This window comes from Tannerella forsythia (assembly GCF_001006485.1).
Taxonomy (GTDB): Bacteria; Bacteroidota; Bacteroidia; order Bacteroidales; family Tannerellaceae; genus Tannerella; species Tannerella forsythia.
Genome location: NZ_JUET01000058.1, coordinates 373,434 through 388,478 on the forward strand (window position 1 = coordinate 373,434; position 15,045 = coordinate 388,478).

The following is a 15,045-nucleotide window of genomic DNA, read 5'->3' on the forward strand; positions in this document are numbered from 1 at the left end:
TAATAGCACTCTTATGTTGGCGAAGAATCAAAAAGCGCTTATTGCCATTGCGGGAGGGCAGGATATCTGTCTTCTCCCCCCAATGGCGAATCGTCATGGGCTGATTACGGGAGCTACAGGTACGGGAAAGACGTGTACCTTGCAAAATATGGCTGAAACCTTCAGTAGTATGGGGGTTCCCGTGTTTGCCACGGATATCAAAGGCGATCTTTCCGGGGTTAGCAGGCCGGGAGGCAGCAATCCGCATCTGCAAAAAAGTGTCGACCGGAATCGTCTTGCAGAGAAAGGCTTCGAATACCGCGGCTTTCCAGTATGTTTCTGGGACATTTTCGGAGAGCAGGGACATCCGTTGCGTACGACGGTCTCCGAGATGGGACCCGTGCTTCTCAGCCGTCTGCTTGATTTGAACGACATACAGAGCAGTGTGCTCACGATCGCCTTTCACATCGCTGACAATGAGCAGCTCTTGTTGATCGATCTGAAGGATTTGCGTAAAATGCTCGAACATCTCGGTACGGAACGAGGTAAATATATGGTATCGTATGGCAATATTTCGCCGGCCAGCATCGGAGCGATTCAGCGTGGACTGTTGGCACTCGAGGAACAGGGGGGCGACGTATTCTTCGGAGAACCGGCGTTTGATATATTCGACTTTATGCAGACGCAGGGCGGACGCGGGGTCATCAATATACTTGCAGCCGATAAACTGATTCGCTCGCCTAAAATTTATACTTCTTTTTTATTATACCTGCTTTCCGAACTTTTCGAGCAGCTGCCCGAAGTTGGCGATCCGGACAAGCCTAAACTTGTCTTCTTCTTTGATGAAGCGCATATGCTCTTCAACGATATCTCGAAAGCGTTGTTGGAGAAAATCGAACAGGTGGTCCGTCTGATCCGTTCGAAAGGGGTAGGTATATATTTCTGTACGCAAAATCCGCTTGATGTGCCTGAAACGATTTTGGGACAGATGGGGAACCGTGTGCAGCATGCGTTACGTGCTTTTACGCCTCGCGATCAGAAGGCGGTGGTTACGGCTGCATCGACCTTCCGACAGAATCCGGCATTCGATACGAAGAAGGTCATTACGGAGCTTGGGGTAGGAGAGGCCCTCGTTTCGTTTCTTGACGAAAAAGGCAGCCCGACAATGGTTGAACGTGCGGTCATCCTTCCTCCGGAAGGACAGGCCGGCCCTGTCACTCCGGACGAACGTCGACGAATGATGCAGACCTCGCTCGTATTCGGTAAATATGAACGATCGGTAGACCGTGAATCGGCTTTTGAGATTTTATCCGGTCGATTGGCCCGGACACGGCAGGCGCAGGAAGAAGCCGTGCGTCAGAAAGAGGAGATCAGGCAACAAAAGGAGTTAGAGCGTCAACAACGCGCAGCACGTGTCGAACGTGAGCGATTGGAGCGTCAGCGCAAGCGTGAAAAAGATAATAGCGTGATGGGTAGCTTGACCAAGATGGCTTCGACTAAGGCTAAACGCGAGGTAGTCAATGCTTTGTTTAAGTTTGGTCGCGGCCTGCTGGGATCATTGATGAAGTGATCCTCTTCTTGTTTTGATATCCAATGTTGTTTTTTGCTCTTTTTTCTCGAGATTATTTGGATTTCTTTAAAAAATCTATTATATTTGCAGACAAAGAAGAATGAGTAAAGCCGCATTGTTAGATTGGGAAACTCATCAGATAAAATACAATTCCGAGACACGCTCTTGGCGCTGATGGCGGGCTGCAATTCCTTGTGAATGCTTCGGCACAGCAGATTACAAAGGCGTCAAAGGCACTCAAAACCTGTCATACGGAGTTTGTTCATATCGGCAGTGCGGCCTCCCATAAAAGAGGATGTGTCAAAACGTAATGTTGGGGCGCATCCTCTTTAATTAATCCGTATTTTTTGTCATTTTTTTTTCGGGGAAATTCAGCTTTTTTCTATGTTTGCAGTATGTGTAAGAAATATCTTCCTGTGGGTATGAAAGAGGCGGTGACTCATTGTCTGGATTCTTTCGTGCCGTTTTATTTATATCGTTTGCCCGAGCGGGAGGGAGGACGGCTTGGTTTCGGAGTTTCGCTGAGCGGACGAATAGAGCGTAAGACGGCGGATTTTTCCGTTCCCGGTTTTGTTACGGCTCCTTTCGATTCGGAAGAAGAGGCTTACTTCATTCCCGGGGAATTCGAATGCGGGGGAGATTTGACGGATAAGGCGGTGCGGGATTTGAAGGATGCCGTATTCTCCGGTATCCGTATGCCTTGTCCGGAATCCGGAGATATGGATAAGGAAGCTTACCGTACGGCTTTTGAGGAAATCATGCGCCGGATAGATTCCGGGGTATTGGAAAAGGTGGTTTTATCCCGCACCTTGACCCTTAAGAAGGGCGATTCCGGATTCTCCGACGTTTTTTCTTATTGGGAGTTGCTCCGGAGGGCTTATCCCCATGCTTTCGTTTTTCTCTATTTTATTCCGGGAAAGGGAGTATGGGCGGGAGCGAGTCCGGAACTCCTGTTGGATTATGCGGAAGGACGCGTGAAGACGATGGCTTTGGCCGGAACCAGGCCCGTATCTTTCGAAGGCGAGTTGCTTAAGCCGTGGACACAAAAAGAGATAAAAGAGCAGGGAGTGGTCAGGGACTATATCCGGGAAGTGCTTGAAAATCGTTGTCGCAGCGTAGAGATGTCGGAGACCCGCACCTTTATGGCCGGGAATATTTGCCATTTGTGTACGGATTTTACGGCTTTGACCGGAGACGGCTTAGAAAGCTTGCCCAAGGTGCTTCATCCTACCCCGGCACTCGGCGGATTCCCCCGTAAGGAAGCTTTGGCGTGTATCCGGGAGGTCGAGGTGCATGAACGCAAATTTTACGGAGGATATTTGGGGCCTGTGGGTAAGGATGTTGCAAGATTGTATGTGAACATCCGCTCAATGGAACTGTTTCCCGGAGCATTCCGGCTTTATGTGGGAGGAGGTATAAACGGAGATTCGGTATTCGAAGACGAATGGGAAGAGACCTCGGATAAGGCGGCTACTCTTTTGAATGTGCTTGGAATACATTCCGTCGGAGATAAGGCGAATTTTAATGATAATGCAAGATGATGGATTCGGGTTATTCGGATAAGAAAGGCGTAAGCGTATTGATGGATTTATTCGCGATGAAGGGCATACGTAAACTCGTTATGTCGCCCGGTTCGCGAAATGCACCTCTTCTGTTTTCTTTCTCCCGGAATCCCGCTTTCGAGAAATACGTGATTGCGGATGAGCGTTCCGCCGGTTTTTTCGCTCTCGGATTGGCTTTGGCCTCGGGTGAAGCCGTAGGATTGGTTTGTACTTCGGGGACGGCCATGTTGAATTATGCTCCTGCCGTTGCCGAGGCTTTTTACAGGGGGATTCCTTTGGTCGCGGTAACGGCCGACCGTCCGGCCGAATGGATCGACCAGGACGAGGGACAGACGATTCGACAGGAGGGAGCTATGGCCGGTTTCGTTAAGTCGTATTGCAGCCTGAGAGCGGAATTCGATACCTCCGCCTCGGCATGGTATGCCAATCGCCGTTTGAATGAGGTGTTGAACCATGCGCTGATGCCCCGGCGAGGACCCGTGCACATCAATATGTCGTTTTGCGAACCGCTATACGGGATTTCTTCCGGATATTCCGGAAAAGAGCGGGCGATAACGCTGGTCAGGGAACGGCAAGAATTGCCGGAAGAGGTATGGGATATGCTCGTAAGGCGGTTTTTGGAAGCTCCCAGAGTGATGATCGTCGCCGGTTTTTATCCTCCCGACGAAGACGTGTCCGTCGCATTGCAGGATATATGCAAATTTCCCCATACGGTTTTGTTTGCCGAGAGTCTCTCCAATATCCATACGGATACGGGGATATGTACGGTAGACCGGGTATTGGCTGTAGCCGGAGAAGACGAATCGCTTTATCCGGAACTCCTTATTTCTTTCGGAGGCTCGTTGGTTTCCCGTATGTTGAAAACTTTTTTACGGAGGGCGAAACCGGCGGAGCATTGGGGGATAGACGAGAGGTTCCCGGCTCCGGACACTTTCTGTGCGCTTACCCATCATATATGTACGGGAGCTTCGGGCTTTTGGAAGGAATTTGCCGGACGGTTAATAGACAAGGCGCCGAAGTTCCTCTCACCGGAAGGAGTTTCCTATGCCGGTTCGTGGCAGAGGATAAAACGGAAGGCAGACCTTCTGCACCGCACTTTTATGGCGGATGCGGGATGGAGCGACCTCAAGGCTTTCGAAGTGATTTTACGGCATATTCCCCATGATGCTGCTTTGCATGCGGCTAATTCCACGCCCGTACGTTATCTCCAATTATTCGAACACGCGCATTATGCGGGAGGAGAATGGAGCAATCGCGGAACCAACGGAATCGAGGGGGCCACTTCCACGGCAATGGGGTTTTCCGAAGTATATTCCGGGACCACCCTTTTGATTACGGGAGATCTGAGTTTTATGTACGATTCCAATGCTTTGTGGATGCCTTATGTAAACGGGCGGATACGGGTGATCGTGATGCGTAACGGCGGCGGCGGGATATTCCGTTTTATTCCCGGGCCGGATTCTTTGAAGGAATTGGAGACCTGTTTCGAGACTCCGCTCGAAGTTCCCGTAAGGGAAATGGCCGGAGCTTACGGATGGAGGTATATGAAGGCCGCTTCCGCCGAAGAACTGGAAACGGTGTTGCCTTCGTTTTTCGCATCCGGCGACAGGGCGGTCCTGCTCGAGGTGGAAACGCCGAGGTTTGAAAACGCCCCTGTATTGAAATCGTATTTTACATATATTTCGGGGGAGTCTTACCCCGTAAACCGATAGAACTTACAATTAAAATAGATGAATATGAGAGAATGGAAGGAAATAAAGAAATACGAGGATATTTTATTCGGGTATTTCGAGGGAATAGCCAAGATAACCATCAACCGGCCTAAGGTTTATAATGCTTTCCGGCCGCAGACGAATGCCGAAATTCTGGATGCCATGGATATATGCAGGGAGCGTCCGGATATAGGCGTAGTCGTTTTGACCGGAGCCGGCGATAAGGCTTTTTGTTCAGGAGGAGATCAGCATGTGAAAGGGATGGGAGGATATATCGACGGAGGAGGAGTTCCCCGATTGAATGTATTGGATGTGCATAAGGCCATCCGTTCTCTGCCCAAGCCCGTCATTGCCATGGTCAACGGTTATGCCATAGGAGGAGGGCATGTGCTTCATGTGGTATGCGATTTGACGATAGCGGCCGAGCATGCGCGTTTCGGACAGACCGGCCCCAAGGTCGGGAGTTTCGACGGAGGTTTCGGTTCTTCTTATCTTGCCCGTTGTGTAGGTCAGAAGAAGACGAGGGAGATCTGGTTTTTATGCCGTCAGTATACCGCTGCGGAGGCCGAAGCTATGGGGATGGTAAACAGGGTGGTACCTGCCGCGAGGTTGGAGGACGAAACGGTGGACTGGTGCAAGACGATATTGAGCCGGAGTCCGATGGCGATCCGGATGATTAAACGGGCTTTGAATGCGGAGCTCGACGGTCAGAGAGGATTGATGGAGTTTGCAGGGGATGCCACCCTTATGTATTATCTTATGGAAGAAGCTCAGGAGGGGAAAAATGCCTTTTTGGAAAAGCGGACTCCGGATTTCGACAAGTTCCCTAAATTCCCGGGTTGATGCTTAAGGCCGATTATATCCCCTATACCTTGAAATTCAAGGAGCCGGCAGGGACGTCGCGGGGCGTTTTGCATACCAAGCAGACTTATTTCGTGAGGGTATACGACGATGCTTTCCCCTCTCGGGCAGGTTACGGCGAGGCGGCTTTATTCCGGGGATTGAGTGCGGAAGAGGGAGCGGATTACGAAGAGCGGCTGGCGGAGGTTTGCAACGGCGTTTGCGAGTTTACTCCCGACGCCTGGCAGGCATATCCTTCTTTGTGTTTCGGGATGGAAACGGCGCTTGCCGACTTCGAGGGCGGGGGATTGCTTTTTCCTTCGGCTTTCACTTCCGGCGAGGCGGGGATTCCCATAAACGGTTTGATATGGATGGGGAGCTTCGAAGCTATGCGAAGGCGTGTGGAGGAGAAACTGGAGGAGGGCTTCCGCTGTATAAAACTTAAAATCGGGGCTATCGATTTCGAATCGGAACTCGCTTTGGTACGGATGGTCCGGGAGAAATTCGGGAAGGATGCCGTTATCCGTCTCGATGCGAACGGGGCTTTCGAAGAAGAGGAGGCGATGTATAAATTGGAACGTTTATCCGCCTTCGGTATCCATTCGGTGGAGCAACCCGTCAGGGCCGGGAATTACGGGGCTATGCGCAGGATTGCGGCGAATGCCCCTGTTGCCGTGGCCTTGGATGAGGAATTGATAGGCTTATACGATGAAACTTCCAAACGGGAGATGTTAGCTTATATCCGTCCGGCCTGTATCGTGCTCAAGCCTTCACTTGTCGGAGGTTTTTACGGCACGGAGCAATGGATAAGGATTGCCGAATCCATGGGGATAGCGTGGTGGATCACTTCCGCTCTGGAGTCGAATATAGGCCTGAATGCCATTGCCCAGTGGACCTATATTCATGGGAATCCCCTGCCTCAGGGATTGGGTACGGGCGCTTTGTTTACGAATAATACGGATACGCCTCTTTATACGGAAGGCGGTTATTTGAGATATGCCGCAGGGAAGAGACCTTCCCGTTGCGATGTCGAGGCCTTGTTCCGGGAAAGATACGGGAACGGGGGGATTGTAAACGGATATGGAACAGGGACTTATGAAAATTCTGTATGAGGACAGGTATTTCGGTTTGCGGGAGATAGCCGCCGGTGCCTTGGGAGATGATGTTCCGTGGAAATCCGCATTGCGTGCATTCGTATCGGAATGGTGCGATTCCCGGAATTTTATAGAGGTGCGTACTTCCGGCTCTACGGGTATGCCCAAGCTTATCCGTCTGCCTAAAAAAGCGATGGCGGCTTCGGCACGGCTGACCAATGCTTTTTTCGACATATCCCGGGATTCCGTACTGATGCTCTCTCTTCCGCTTTCTTATATAGCCGGTAAAATGATGGTGGTGAGGGCATTCGAAGCAGGGGCCGTTCTGTTGCCGGAATCTCCCTCTTCTTTGCCTCTTTCCTCCCTGCATACGAAGGTCAAACTCGGAGCGCTCGTACCCCTGCAAGTGGAGGACATCCTGTCTTCGGGGGAATACCACCGGTTCGAAAAGGTAGAAAATCTTTTGATAGGAGGAGGCCCCCTGGCACGGACTGCGAGAGAGCGGTTGGCGGATATTCCCACCCGTTTTTTCGCTACTTACGGAATGACGGAAACGGCATCCCATACGGCTCTTATGCGATTGAACGGAGAGGGAGCTTCCGCTTGTTTCGAGGCTTTGGAAGGAGTGCGTTTCCGCCGGGACGAATCCGGATGTCTTTGCATACATGCTCCCCATATTCGGGACTCGGAGTTTTGCACCCGGGACATGGTGGAGTTCGTAGATGAGAGGCATTTCGTGTGGAAAGGGCGTTTGGATTACGTAATCAATAGCGGGGGGATCAAATTTTCCCCCGAGGAACTGGAAGACCTCGTTTTCCGGGAGATGGAAGTCCCTTTTTATATCAGTTCTCTGCCCGATAAACGTCTCGGGGAACGTATCGTTATGGTGGTGGAGGATATGGAGTGGTCACCGGAAAAGCGCAGGAGGATGGATGCGGTTTTCAGGAGACTGTTGCCCCGTCATGCCATCCCCCGGGAGATTATATATAGGGAACGCATTCCGAGGACGAAATCCGGAAAGATTATCCGTTTCCGAAAGAATAACTCTTGAGGTTGTAGTGCTTTAATTTCATTCAACAATCGGTACAGGGACCTACCTGGTTTTTGGGGGCGTAAGGATGACAGCAAATAACGTTTCTTTGAAGAGAAAAGCCACCGCGCCAAACGCCACAGCTACGGCGGCAATCTTCATCAAAACCATCAATCCAGTCTGACCAATTCATATTTTTGGTTACCTAATGTTTTAGAAGTTAATATTAAGACCTGCCATCACCGTAGCGCGGGGCATCGGGTATCCGGCGTTCATTTCATATGTTTGTGCCAGCAGGTTTTCACCTCTTACCCAGAAACCAAGCCATTGAGCAGCACGGAACGAAGCGCAAAGATTCCACAAAACGAAATTTTCCGTTGCGACAGGGGCAGTAGAAGTGTAAAGTCCTGCGATGTGCTGAAGTCCAGTCGATACATTCCAGCGGTCTTTCGAGAATGCAGCTCCGGCGTAGAGCTTATGTTCGGGGGCAGCCACCCTTCGTAACGGTTCTTCAAAGCAAAGGAGGTCACACCGCGTGTAATGTGCTGGTCGCCTTCCAACAACGGGGCGGATGCGGGACTGGGATAGGTGGCATTGAAGTGCGTCACGTTCACATCGGCATAAGTATTCCAGTTGTCGTTCAGTTCATAGCCCAACTTGACGTAACTGCTATACTGTTCAAAGGGCATGTTTTCACAATGCCCGTCGGTCCGGTTGTACGAACCGCAAAGGACGCCGGAGAAACGTTCTTTGCGGATGCGGTTAGTCAGTTCCGTTTCCAGCGTATTGTAAGAACCGTAGCCGGTATGTAGATGGGTGCGCACACCGTCTTCGTGCATCTTACGGGTAACGATGTTAATAACGCCTCCCATGGCATCGGAACCATAGAGCACGGAGGCCGGACCGCGAAGCACTTCCACCTGATCTGCCAACAAGGTTTGATAGGCGTCGGCTATCGGATGTCCAAAGATACCGGCATACTGCGGATGTCCGTCTATCAGCACCATCAGTCTTGCGTTATCTCCGGAAAGTCCGCGTAGTGATATACCACCTGCCGCACCGTTCGATACACCGTAACCCATGACCCCACGCGAGGTAGTGAATAATCCGGGCACTTGCTCTGAAAGAAATTGTTCTTGTTTATTGATTCAAAGATACTGTTTTTACCTTGTTCCACCAAGCAAAGTCTATACTTTCATGTACCCATGGATCGCGGGATAGCTGGAAACTATTTGGGAATATCCCTAAAACAAGAAAAAATCAATCGTTTAATAATCAACTTTTTAGATATTTGTTTCGTACCCAGACCCGGTACAAAGTATGTATAATAAGAGAAACAAAAAGAATATATTATGCTGACAATCAGTTATTTATAATTTTCTTATATTTGGCAATTTTGCTCATTTTTACCTGTTTTTGGTTGAATAGTACACTTTTAGTACACTTTGATATTCGGAACTTTTTAGTATCTTTGCAAAATAAGAAAACATCTGAAAATAAATGAGTTAATGATTTTACTCGGTTCTATACTCATTCAGGTACATAACTATCAATTATGGCAAAGTTAGAAAATAAAGCAAAGGAAAACCCGAAATTGGAGCAAAATGTGCTTTCTGATGGTCGGATAAGTCTGTATCTGGAGTATTATCTCGGTAGAGAAGAAACACCAGTTTTAGATGACAACAGCAATCCCGTTTTGTACGAAACAGGCAAAATGACAGGTAAGCCCAAAGTTCACATTAAACACAACAGGCGAAAAGAGAATTTGCAGTTGTATTTGATAGCTAAGCCCCGTACCCCTGTGGAACGGCAACAGAACAAAGAAACGCTTGAACTGGCTGCCAAGATCCGTGCAGAGCGTGAACAGCAGTTTAAGGAGAGCATGCTTGGCTATCGTTTGAAGAAGGATAGAAATATCAATTTCTTGGACTATTATGAGGCTTATATTGACAGTTACACCAAGAAAGACCTGCGAATGATAAAGATAGCCTTGAATCGTTTTAAGGATTTTCTGAAAGAGCAATACCCACTCTATGAGTTTGGCATTAAGCCCGACTTGATAACCAAAGATATGATGGAACACTTTGTTGAATATCTGCAATCAAGAAGTGTGGGTGAGGGAGCAAAGAGTATTTACCAGCGTTTCAAGAAAGTGGTGCGTTATGCTATCGACCACGAAGTGATGTTGAAAGACCCTTGCAAGGGGGTGGTTTGCAAAGTAGATGAACAGATTTTGCGCAAAGATGTGTTGTCAATGGATGAGATACAATCACTGATTCAATGCCATTATGATAATGAAAATCCCAATGTCAGGCGAGCCTTTATCCTTTGTCTGTATTGTGGGCTACGCTTCTGCGATGTGAAAGACTTGACTTATAAGAACATAGATTACACTAATCGTCTTTTGAAATTTGAGCAGAACAAAACTAAAGGGCATTCAGCACATAGTGGTGTGGTCATTCCTCTGAATGATGGATTATTGTCATTGGTTGGTGAGGCACCTGACGATTTGAATACCTCCATATTCAATCTTCCATCTTATGAGAGTTGTTGCAAATCTGTGAAACGGTGGGTAAAACGTGCAGGCATCAATAAACACATCAGTTGGCATTGCGCTCGCCATAGCTTTGCAGTGAACATACTAAACAATGGCGCTAACATCAAAACTGTCGCCAGTTTATTAGGGCATAGTGGGTTGAAACACACCGAAAAATATACTCGTGCTGTGGATAAGTTGAAGTCGGAGGCTATCAATAGTTTGCCAGAATTGAAATTATAGCTATAACTTTTGTCGTTATTTAACAAATTATGATTATTTTTGCATACCTGCAAACATCCATGTTATGGGTGGTAAATAAGCAAAAAAACAATGGCGAAGAAACAGATAAAGTCCAAGACAATCGAAGAAACGCTTTGGGAATCAGCGAACAAGTTACGTGGTTCTGTTGAGCCTTCAGAATATAAGCATGTAGTGTTGAGTCTCACCTTCCTGAAGTATGCTTACGACCGCTTTATGGAGCGACGCAATGAATTGATAGCAGAGGGGAAAGAGGCTTTTACCGACAACCCGGTGTTCTACAATGCCAAGAATGTGTTTTACCTAGAACCAGAAAGTCGTTGGGATTATCTTATTGAGAATGCTAAACAGAACGATATTGCCATCAAAATAGACAAGGCTTTGGCAAAAGTGGAACAGAGCAACGCAACACTAAAAGGTGCTCTTCCAAACAACTATTACAGCGGACTTTCACTTGACCGTACTAAACTTGCTGCCTTGCTCGATGAAATTAACAAGCTTGACACGCTGAAAGACCCAGAAAACGACCTCATTGGTAGGGTTTACGAATATTTTCTTGGCAAGTTTGCCATAGCCGAAGGCAAGGGCAAAGGAGAATACTACACCCCTAAAAGCATTGTAAACCTGATTGCCGAAATGATAGAGCCTTATCGTGGAAAGATTTACGACCCTTGTTGTGGCTCTGGTGGCATGTTTGTGCAGAGTATGAAGTTTATAGAGGCGCATCATGGCAACAAGCGCGACATCTCTGTCTATGGGCAAGAATATACCAACACCACTTACAAGCTGGCAAAGATGAATCTCGCCATTCGCGGTATAGCCTGTAATTTGGGCGAGATGGCTGCCGACACCTTTCACAATGACCAACACAAGGACTTGAAAGCCGACTTTATTATGGCAAATCCACCCTTCAATCAGAAAGGTTGGCGGGCAGATAACGAGTTGGTGGACGATTCTAGATGGTTGGGGTATGATACGCCCCCAACTAGCAATGCCAACTATGGGTGGATATTGAACATTGTAAGTAAACTATCTGCCAATGGCACGGCTGGCTTTCTGTTGGCGAATGGTGCATTGAGTGGCGATGGAACAGAGTTGGCTATTCGTAAGCAGCTTATCCAGAACCACGTGGTGGAGGCGATTGTGATTTTACCTCGTAACATGTTCTATTCTACCGACATCAGCGTTACGCTTTGGATTCTTAACAACAATAAGAAAGCGCGCATGGTGGAACAGAATGGTAAGCTGGTACGTTATCGTAATCGCGAGAACGAAGTGCTGTTTATCGACCTGCGCCAATGGGGCGAGCCGTTTGAGAAGAAATATATTCAGTTCTCTACTGAACAGATAGGCCAGATAGCTAAGAATTTCCACAACTGGCAACGCGAAGGCCATAAAGAGACTTATCGCAATGAACCTGAATATTGCTACTCTGCCACTACGGAAGAGATAGAGCAGAAAGGTTGGAGCCTTGTACCAAGCAAATATATCGAGTTTTGTAATCGCGATGAGCAAGTGGACTTTGACACCAAGATGAAGCAATTGCAACAAGAAATGCGCGACCTGTTGCAACAGGAGGAAGAGAACAAATTGCAGTTGAAGGAACTATTTAATTCATTAGGCTATGCACTCGAATAATCAAATCATGATATACCAGTCTGAGGACGGGCAGACGCAGGTGGATGTACGCCTGGAGAACGAAACGGTGTGGCTTACACAGGCTCAGATGGTGGAGCTTTTTCAAACCACCAAACAGAATGTAAGTCTGCATGTCGGTAATGTTTTTAGGGAGGGCGAACTGGAGCAAGAGTCAACTGTCAAGGAATACTTGACTGTTCAAAATGAAGGAGAAAGAAAAGTCTCGCGTAAGGTTAAATACTACAACCTTGACGTCATCATTTCCGTTGGCTACCGTGTAAAAAGCAAACGCGGTACTGCTTTCCGCATCTGGGCCAACAATGTGTTAAAGCAATATCTCATTAAGGGCTATGCCGTGAACGAGCGTATGCGCAAGGAGCAGATTGGCGAGTTGCGCCAACTGGTTGGTATGCTTGGGCGCACCATACAGCACCCTTGTTGCGCTCACGCTGATGATTGCCGAGAGCCGAACAGAAGAAAAGGACGTTATGGTGAAAGTTGTGGTTAACCTGATAAACAAAAACAACTATGAGTAAAGCGGAGTATAAACGTTTAGGCGATTTTATCAGAGAGGTGAATGTTCGTAATCGGGAGTTGAAGGTGACGAACTTACTGGGCGTAAGCATATCAAAGGAGTTTATGCCATCTATTGCCAATATCATTGGCACAGATATGTCTGCTTACAAAATTGTAGAGCGAGGACAGTTTGTGTATATTTCCGACACTTCACGCCGCGGGGATAAAATTGCGATTGCCTTGTTGGATGCTTATGATAACGCTATAATCTCTCAGGCTTATACTGTTTTTGAGGTAATTGACCACGAACAACTGTTGCCTGAATATTTGTTGATGTGGTTTCGCCGTCCAGAGTTCGACCGTTATGCCCGTTTTCATTCGCATGGTAGCGCTCGTGAGATTTTCGATTGGAATGAATTGTGTGAAGTGCGGCTCCCAATCCCCACCATCGAACGCCAATGTGAAATCGTAAATGAATACAAAACGCTATCCCATCGCATTCGCCTAAATGAGCAGATGATCAAAACGCTAGAAGAAACAGCCCAAGCCCTCTATCGTAAAATGTTTGTCGACAACATAGATAAAGAAAATCTGCCTGATGGATGGAGAATGGGGACGTTGGGGGAGGTTGCTACATTTAAGTATGGGAGACTCGCAGTCAAGCATACAAAAAGTGTTGAGTTTCCATATCCTGTTTTTAGCGGTTATGGCATAACAGGATACACAAACGAATACTCATTAAAAGAGCCAACAATCGTAATTATTGCTCGTGGTGATGCCGGAGCGGGTAAAATTTATATGTCCCCCAAAGAATGTTTCCTATCAAATCTTGCTATTTCCATTGAGACAAAAGAGCGATTCATAAAAGAATACTTGTACTATCATTTGCTGGTTTCAGATACAATGGCATTACGCTCAGGCTCAGCACAAGCTCAGATAACGATTAACAATATTGAATCGTTTGAAGTAATGATACCCGAAATAGATATTTGCATTGACTTCTCTCATAAAGTTGATACACTATATAAAAATATAATCTTGTATAAACAAGAAAACGAAAAACTAACCGAGTTACAGTCTTTGCTTTTAGCGAAGATGGTGCAATAATATATTGTTTATGATTACAAAATATGCTTATGTAGATGAGTTTGGTGCCTTCGGCTATAATTTTGAGAATGAAGGTTGCACTACACATTTTATCATAACTGCTATCATTGTAGATGAAAATGATATTCCAGTGGTAAAAGAAAATGTTGAAACAATCCGAAATAAATATTTTCCTAATGGTGAGATTAAATCAAGCCGCATAGGAAAAGATCATCGCAAGCGTATTTCGATATTAAATGAACTGAAAGCGTTGCCTTTTAAAATACTTGTATTAGTATGTGATAAAAGAAAGATTCACGAACAATCAGGGTTGAGATTTAAACCTTCTTTCTATAAGTTTATCAATAATCTTGTCTACCAAGAATTGAGAACTAGTTTCAGTAATTTAGTTATTGTTGCAGATGAGGTAGGACAAAATGAATACTTACAGTCTTTTGCCAGATATATAAGAGAACGTGAAGTTCCATTGACTTTTTTTGATAAAAGTCTTTTCCGGTTTGAAGACAGCAAAGACAATTTGATAATCCAGGTAGCTGATATTGTTGCAGGTTCACTTGCCTATAATTATGATGAGCATAAGAAGAAAAGGGCAAATGGTAATAATTATAAATCAATATTGTCGTCTAAAATTCTTATGATTAAGGAGTTTCCGCAAACCTTTGCGAACTTTGATATTCAACATAATGATTTAGATCCTCTATATAATGCTCAAATTGCAGACATTTGTTATCGGAAAGCTAAATTTTATATCGAAACTCATAAAGGTTCTGATAATGTAGAAGAAAAGCAAAAGATTGCAGTTCTTGAGTATTTGTTGTTCCGTTTTATGAACAGGTCTCCACGCAAGTATATTCCAACAAAGGAGTTAATAAACCAACTCTGCTATTTAGGGTTTGACAAGATGACTATTCATGTATTTCGGGCAAAAATCATAGCAAAACTTAGAGATAGCGGAGTGATTATTTCTAGTAGTCCTGATGGCTATAAAATACCTTCTTCGGAAAAAGAGTTAAATGATTTTATTAATCGTGGTATAACTATTATTCTTCCAATGCTTTCGCGCTTAAAGAAGTGCAACGACATTATCAAGTTGGGAACGTCTGGAAACGTTGATCTGTTCCAAAAAACTGAATACCAAATTTTAGCAAACATGTTTCAAGATAATAATAAATAGATGGACAAGTTATACATAATGACAAG

The 15,045-nt window shown here is 46.3% G+C and carries 10 protein-coding genes and 2 pseudogenes; 11 read left to right on the top strand and 1 reads right to left on the bottom strand.

Going from position 1 to position 15,045, the window contains the following annotated elements:
- Positions 1-13: 13 nt before the first annotated feature.
- The 6 genes from Tanf_RS04615 (at position 14) to Tanf_RS04640 (ending at position 7,808) form a co-directional block, all read left to right on the top strand.
- A complete protein-coding gene (locus Tanf_RS04615; protein WP_046825037.1) occupies positions 14-1,549 on the top strand; it encodes a helicase HerA-like domain-containing protein in 1,536 nt (511 codons plus the stop codon).
- Between the two features lie 395 nt (positions 1,550-1,944).
- Positions 1,945-3,090, top strand: a complete 1,146-nt coding sequence (locus Tanf_RS04620) for an isochorismate synthase (protein ID WP_236684385.1) — start codon at positions 1,945-1,947, stop codon at positions 3,088-3,090.
- Complete coding sequence (gene menD / locus Tanf_RS04625; protein ID WP_236684386.1) at positions 3,087-4,823, top strand: 2-succinyl-5-enolpyruvyl-6-hydroxy-3-cyclohexene-1-carboxylic-acid synthase; 1,737 nt, start codon at positions 3,087-3,089, stop codon at positions 4,821-4,823. The genes Tanf_RS04620 and menD overlap by 4 nt, the downstream gene beginning before the upstream one ends.
- An 18-nt stretch (positions 4,824-4,841) precedes the next feature.
- Positions 4,842-5,666 carry a 1,4-dihydroxy-2-naphthoyl-CoA synthase gene (menB, locus tag Tanf_RS04630; RefSeq protein ID WP_046825039.1) on the top strand — a complete coding sequence of 275 codons (825 nt, stop codon included), beginning with the start codon at positions 4,842-4,844 and terminating at the stop codon, positions 5,664-5,666.
- Entirely contained in the window at positions 5,666-6,775 is a 1,110-nt protein-coding gene (locus tag Tanf_RS04635) for an o-succinylbenzoate synthase (protein WP_046825040.1), read from the top strand. The genes menB and Tanf_RS04635 overlap by 1 nt, the downstream gene beginning before the upstream one ends.
- Complete coding sequence (locus Tanf_RS04640) at positions 6,744-7,808, top strand: AMP-binding protein (RefSeq protein ID WP_236684387.1); 1,065 nt, start codon at positions 6,744-6,746, stop codon at positions 7,806-7,808. Before Tanf_RS04635 ends, Tanf_RS04640 begins: the two co-directional genes overlap by 32 nt.
- 479 nt (positions 7,809-8,287) lie before the next feature.
- Here the strand turns inward: Tanf_RS04640 and Tanf_RS04645 are convergent.
- Positions 8,288-8,914, bottom strand: a pseudogene (locus Tanf_RS04645) (TonB-dependent receptor); the annotation flags it as partial.
- Positions 8,915-9,342: 428 nt separating this feature from the next.
- Between Tanf_RS04645 and Tanf_RS04650 the strand changes: the two are divergent.
- From Tanf_RS04650 to Tanf_RS04670, 5 genes and pseudogenes are all read left to right on the top strand, one after another.
- Complete coding sequence (locus Tanf_RS04650; RefSeq protein WP_046825042.1) at positions 9,343-10,566, top strand: site-specific integrase; 1,224 nt, start codon at positions 9,343-9,345, stop codon at positions 10,564-10,566.
- Between the two features lie 90 nt (positions 10,567-10,656).
- Positions 10,657-12,222, top strand: coding sequence for a type I restriction-modification system subunit M (locus tag Tanf_RS04655; protein ID WP_046825043.1), 1,566 nt, complete (start codon positions 10,657-10,659; stop codon positions 12,220-12,222).
- Positions 12,209-12,679 (top strand): annotated as a pseudogene (locus Tanf_RS04660) (virulence RhuM family protein); the annotation flags it as partial. The gene Tanf_RS04655 and the pseudogene Tanf_RS04660, both read left to right, overlap by 14 nt.
- Before the next feature lie 71 nt (positions 12,680-12,750).
- Positions 12,751-13,845, top strand: a complete 1,095-nt coding sequence (locus Tanf_RS14165; protein WP_080948548.1) for a restriction endonuclease subunit S — start codon at positions 12,751-12,753, stop codon at positions 13,843-13,845.
- 10 nt (positions 13,846-13,855) lie between these two features.
- Complete coding sequence (locus Tanf_RS04670; RefSeq protein WP_046825044.1) at positions 13,856-15,019, top strand: DUF3800 domain-containing protein; 1,164 nt, start codon at positions 13,856-13,858, stop codon at positions 15,017-15,019.
- Positions 15,020-15,045: the final 26 nt, after the last annotated feature.

Coding starts and splice junctions, on each gene's coding strand:
- Tanf_RS04635 (WP_046825040.1), top strand. CDS start 5,666: ATGCTTAAGGCCGATTATATCCCCTATACCTTGAAATTCAAGGAGCCG.
- Tanf_RS14165 (WP_080948548.1), top strand. CDS start 12,751: ATGAGTAAAGCGGAGTATAAACGTTTAGGCGATTTTATCAGAGAGGTG.
- menB (WP_046825039.1), top strand. CDS start 4,842: ATGAATATGAGAGAATGGAAGGAAATAAAGAAATACGAGGATATTTTA.
- Tanf_RS04620 (WP_236684385.1), top strand. CDS start 1,945: ATGTGTAAGAAATATCTTCCTGTGGGTATGAAAGAGGCGGTGACTCAT.
- Tanf_RS04640 (WP_236684387.1), top strand. CDS start 6,744: ATGGAACAGGGACTTATGAAAATTCTGTATGAGGACAGGTATTTCGGT.
- Tanf_RS04655 (WP_046825043.1), top strand. CDS start 10,657: ATGGCGAAGAAACAGATAAAGTCCAAGACAATCGAAGAAACGCTTTGG.
- menD (WP_236684386.1), top strand. CDS start 3,087: ATGATGGATTCGGGTTATTCGGATAAGAAAGGCGTAAGCGTATTGATG.
- Tanf_RS04670 (WP_046825044.1), top strand. CDS start 13,856: ATGATTACAAAATATGCTTATGTAGATGAGTTTGGTGCCTTCGGCTAT.
- Tanf_RS04650 (WP_046825042.1), top strand. CDS start 9,343: ATGGCAAAGTTAGAAAATAAAGCAAAGGAAAACCCGAAATTGGAGCAA.
- Tanf_RS04615 (WP_046825037.1), top strand. CDS start 14: ATGTTGGCGAAGAATCAAAAAGCGCTTATTGCCATTGCGGGAGGGCAG.